This window comes from Methanoregula sp. (assembly GCF_041663825.1).
Taxonomy (GTDB): domain Archaea; phylum Halobacteriota; class Methanomicrobia; order Methanomicrobiales; family Methanospirillaceae; genus Methanoregula.
In genome coordinates, this window is record NZ_JBAYLY010000060.1 from 1 (window position 1) to 5005 (window position 5005).

Here is a 5005-nt window from a genome sequence, read left to right on the forward strand (position 1 = left end):
GGCTTGAGTCCTTAACGCGGGGGATTGATACGGGAAACCCGGAACAGGCAGTACTTCCCACGGCGAAAGGGGATACCAAACCATCGAAGAAATGCTCGTCGAGCACCAGCGGCTCGCATACGGCATAGGTGGATTAACCCCGGCAGAGTTCTGGGACTCTACCCCGGCAGAGTTTATCCCGTATATCAGGGAGCGGATCAAGTGGAAAGAGGAGCAGGATAAAATGGAAAACTTCAGGGCCGGCACGATTGCGGCGGTAATTGCCAATGTCAACCGCGATAAAAAGCGGCGGGCAACACCGTACAAAGCGTATGACTTCTTCCCCTCATTGGGATCCGGCTCATCTCAGGCAGCACAACCACAACAGGACCGGCTCGGGGCGGCACAGAAGATCTATAACGTCATGGCGGCAGCGTGGCGCACAACGACGAAAGGAGGTAAGAAGTAGATGGGGCTTGAAGCGTTTGCTAAGGGATTATCCTTCCCGATTACGGCGGATATTGACGGGCTGGTCAAAGGACTCGGACAAGCGGATATCGAACTTTCAAAGATCGAAAAGACGTTTGCCCGGGGCCAGCAGGTCATCAAGCAATACAGCCTCGCCATAGGGATTGCTATGGAAGGCGCGGCGCTGACGATAGCCACCACCACAAAGTATGCCGCTGAAATGAACGCCCGGCTGGGTGTAACCGCTCTCACTATTGGGTCAACTACTGAAGAGATGCGGGATCTCGCGCTGAGTACGTCTGACGCGGGATTCCGGCTTGATGATGTGGTATCCACCTTCAGCCTATTGGGTAGGGCCGGCGTTACCGGCACCGCAACGATCCAATCCCTCGCTAAAGACTTCGATACTCTCGGTGATGCGGTAGGGGCATCGGCGGCGGAAGTTGCGGATTCGATGATCCCGGCGATGTATGCCTACGATATCCCGCTGACTGAGGTCGGCGATCACATGGATGCCATCGCGTACCTCGTCAACAACAGCCTGATTGATTACGGCGAGCTTGCGTCAGTCCTCGGATCCCTCGGAACAACCCTCAATGGCCTTGGATTCTCGCTCGAAGATACTGAAGCCTTATTATTGGCGATGACCAACGCGGGGATCCCAGCATCCGTGGCAGTACGAAAACTCCGTACTGCCATATCAGATTACAATTCGGCGCTGACGAAATCAGAAGATGCAGCGAAGAATGTCGTATCGGCGGAAAAGTCCCTTGCATCGTCAAAGAAAACACTGGAACGCCTCGAACGCGATTACAAACGAGCACTTGAAGATGCCGCTGATACCTCAAAAGAGGTTGCCCGTATTGAACTTGCCTACAATGAAAAGGTTGCCGATGCCAAAAAGGATCTGATTGATCTCGAAAAAGATTATCAGGATGCCCTCAATGAGGCGAAGGACACCACCGAAGATGTAGCGGCGCTGGATAAGGACCGGGCAAAAGAACAGAAGCGGGAAGCCAAAGCCCTTGCAGATCTCGAAGCGGATTACGCAAAGGAGAAAGCGGATCTCGAATATGAGGCCCGGCTTAACCCGTTGGATTGGACCGGTAATGCGAAGAAGGTCGCCGATCTCGAAGAGCGATACGCTGAGCGAAGGGCCGATCTGGCATACGATGCCGCTGAAAGTACCGAAGAGTATAACGAGCGGTTGGCAGAAATCCAGGATACTACAAAAGAGGTTGCCGCTGTCGAAAAGCAGTATGCGGAACGGCGCGAAGACCTCCAAGAATCGGCCACTGAAGCCGCTGAAGATTACAACAAGGAACTGGCAACAACTCTGGATACTGCTGAAGCCGTCGCAAAGGTACAGGAATCGTATGCAGACCGGTTTGAGGATACCAATGCTCAGATCGCAGAGCAGACAGCAGAACTACAAAAATTAAGGGAAGAGGCTGCGAAGCCGGCACCCGGAAAGACGGATGTTGTAACGTCGCTCGGTATATCGGATGCAGATTACGCGGCAGCACAGCAGGATATCCTGACAAAATCCGCAGGCGCTGCAAAAGCCTACGCTGACGCCAATGAGAAAGCGATCTCGGCAACGGACCGGCTCGCATCCGCAATGGAAAAGCTTACCCTCCAAGCCGGCACAGCAGCCGGGCCGATATCTGATGTGTCGGGTGCTCTTGCCATTGGCGGGCCGCTTGTTGTGGCACTGGCGCAACTCCCGGACCTTGTAAAATCGTTCGGGCTGGCGTGGGCGTGGCTCACCCCCATCCTCACAAAAGCCGGGGCGGTCTTATCCGGCTCACTGTTCGCCGGGATTGCCGCAGGCATTGCCCTTGGTCTTGCCGGGGTTTGGGTGCTGATGAAAACGGGGGCCCTGGATATTATCAGTAATCTTGGTGCGATGTTCGGGGATATTGCTCCTCAATGGGCACAGGATGTTCTCTTGATAATTGCCTCGCCTTTGGCATCGCTCGGGGCGGGCATCATTGCGCTTGTGTCGGGCAACTTTGACCAGATCGGCACCAATATGATCAAGCCGTTTGAATGGGCAGCAGAGGCAATCGGCAGGATTGTATCGGGCATTGCCGATGCAATCAAGTGGCCGATCAACACGGTAATTGATGGGCTCAATGCGATTATCTACGGCTTTAACGCCGTCTCGTCGTTGGGGGGCCTTGCTGGAAGTGGATTCGGAATATCCTCCATCCCCCGCCTAGCCGAAGGTGGTAATATCACAAGCGCCGGACAAGTTATGGTGGGGGACGCCGGGCCGGAAATCCTGACGCTTCCGACTGGCGCAACCGTAACGCCCCTCGGTAATGCCGGCGAGCGCATTGTCATTACCGGCAACACCTTCAACGTCCGGAACGACAACGACATTAAACTGATCTCACGGGAATTGCTGGCGCAGATCTCCCGTGAGAACCGGGCCCGGGGGATCTCACCATGAGCGAATCCCGCATGATCATGGTCGCCGTGGGGCTGGCACTCGTGATCGCCGCAGCGCTGATCTGGATCCGGGAACACTTGGGGGCGTGAAAATGGCATACCAGGTTTGGGCGTTTGTAGCCGGCGGGGCAAAGGCGGCATATCTCGAAAATGCATTTAACGTCGAGCGCACGGAAAAAGCCAATTCCGCCCCAACACTCTCGTTTTCTCTGCCGGCCGACGATGCAAAGGCCGCCTACCTGACAAAAGCATACGAGGTCAAGATCTACAACACGATCAAGGACCGGTTTGAGGGGATCTACATCCTCGACGATTCGACGGACAAATGGTCATCTTCCGGCAGCACCATTGAATGTAATTATTCCGGGGTGATCTCCCAGCTTGTCGGGGAAGATAATATCTCCTACGACACCACATCGACGCCGAAAACGCCCACTCAGATCGTTACCGCCCTGCTCGCGCTCCAGACCAACACCACGACCCCGATCACGGTTGGCACTATCCAGCCCACGACATCCTTTGCCATCGCCGTGGAAAACACCAACATCCTGAAGGCTCTCCTCGAAGCGGTCTCGTATCTCGGGGGACGGATCGAAGTCGACGATTCCCGCGCGCTAAACTGGTATACCGATCTGTCCACGACCACGCCCACGAGGGAGATCCGATACCAGAAAAATATGATCGGAGTGACCCGGAAACGGGATTACACATCGCTTACCAACCGCCTGTACGCCTACGGATACGGGGAAACCGAGGCGCAGCTTACGCTTATCGATGCCGGGGAGGCGCACGAGTACATTGAGGATGCCACGAGTCAGGCGGCGTATGGCATTCAGATCAAGCGCATCACGGATAAACGGATCATCCATCCCACCACCCTCCTGTTGTGGGCGCAAAAGGTGTTGGCGGAGTACAAGGACCCGATATTTTCTTATCAGGTGGACGTCGCCAACCTTGCTGTTCACCCCGATTTCACGTTTGACCTCGAAGACCTGGAAGTCGGGCAGATCGTCCGGGTCGTCAATTCCGATCTTATCGACCCACTTACCGGCCTTGGGTTGAACGTCAATGTCAAGATCGTTTCGGTCACGACGGACCTATCAACCCCGCACAGCATCACGGTCGAACTGGCAAATGCTACAAAATCCCTTGCTGACAGCATCGCGGCATCGGCGGATACCTCATCGGTGGTCAACAACATCGCCGTCCAAATCGGGGCCGGGCAGGTCACGGTACTGGGCACGTTCACGGTCGACGGATGGCGGACTGCGGGGCAAACAACTATCGATGGCGGGAATATCACGGCGAATACTATCTCCGTTGCAAAACTCACCGTCACCCCTGTTTTAGTGGGGGGTGCGGCGGCGGATGTGAACGCCGGGGCAACCACCATCAGCGGCGGGAAGATTACCACGAACACGCTTGACGCCGATGCAATCAAGACCTCAACGCTCAATGCCAAGACGATCACGCTTGGAACCACCGGAGGGGACGCGATCATCAAGAGCGGAAATTATTCGGCAGGAAGTGCCGGGTGGCAGATTAAGGCCAATGGGGATGCTGAATTTAACAATGTGACGGTGCGGGGGACGATTGCAACCGCGACGATATCCTCCGGAGAAATATTAACAGTATCCGGTTCAATGAAGAGTAGTAATTTTGTTTTGGGTTCGGCAGGATGGGAGTTAGATGGGAGTGGGAGTTGTTGGTTTAACACGATTTCTTGTAATGATTCAATTTCTTGTGGGGGCACTGTGGGGGCAGATCAGTGTTTTTTAGGTAAAGTGCTGGAACTCTCTCGAAATACTACGGACGGAGATGCGAACATTCGAACGTTGTACACCAACAACGGCACAAATCTGCTTTGGAAATCTGCAAACGGTACAATAAGGACAATTCTCCCATGAGGAAAACTATGATTGAAATCCTGACGATTATTAAAGAAACCGACACAAACGGAATCCTGAACTACACCGTTAATGGCAATTTGCCCCTTGATGAAGCGGCAAAGGCCCTTGTAATTGTGGCTTTTAACGCGGAGAAACCCGAAAAAGAGGAAAATAAATCAGATGTTATGGAGCTTGACAGCCCATGATCCCAC

4 protein-coding genes are annotated in these 5005 nt (G+C 54.3%); all 4 read left to right on the forward strand.

Annotated elements, in window-relative coordinates:
• Nucleotides 1–91 precede the first annotated feature (91 nt).
• The 4 genes from WCX19_RS14880 to WCX19_RS14895 all read left to right on the forward strand — a co-directional run bounded on the left by WCX19_RS14880 (nt 92) and on the right by WCX19_RS14895 (nt 4999).
• Entirely contained in the window at nt 92–448 is a 357-nt protein-coding gene (locus WCX19_RS14880; RefSeq protein ID WP_373009503.1) for a hypothetical protein, read from the forward strand.
• The gene (locus WCX19_RS14885; RefSeq protein ID WP_373009505.1) at nt 449–2905 is read left to right on the forward strand and encodes a phage tail tape measure protein; all 2457 of its coding nucleotides are present in this window, start codon (nt 449–451) and stop codon (nt 2903–2905) included.
• 91 nt (nt 2906–2996) lie between these two features.
• Nucleotides 2997–4811 carry a phage tail spike protein gene (locus tag WCX19_RS14890; protein WP_373009507.1) on the forward strand — a complete coding sequence of 605 codons (1815 nt, stop codon included), beginning with the start codon at nt 2997–2999 and terminating at the stop codon, nt 4809–4811.
• Nucleotides 4812–4819: 8 nt separating this feature from the next.
• A complete protein-coding gene (locus tag WCX19_RS14895; RefSeq protein WP_373009509.1) occupies nt 4820–4999 on the forward strand; it encodes a hypothetical protein in 180 nt (59 codons plus the stop codon).
• Nucleotides 5000–5005: the final 6 nt, after the last annotated feature.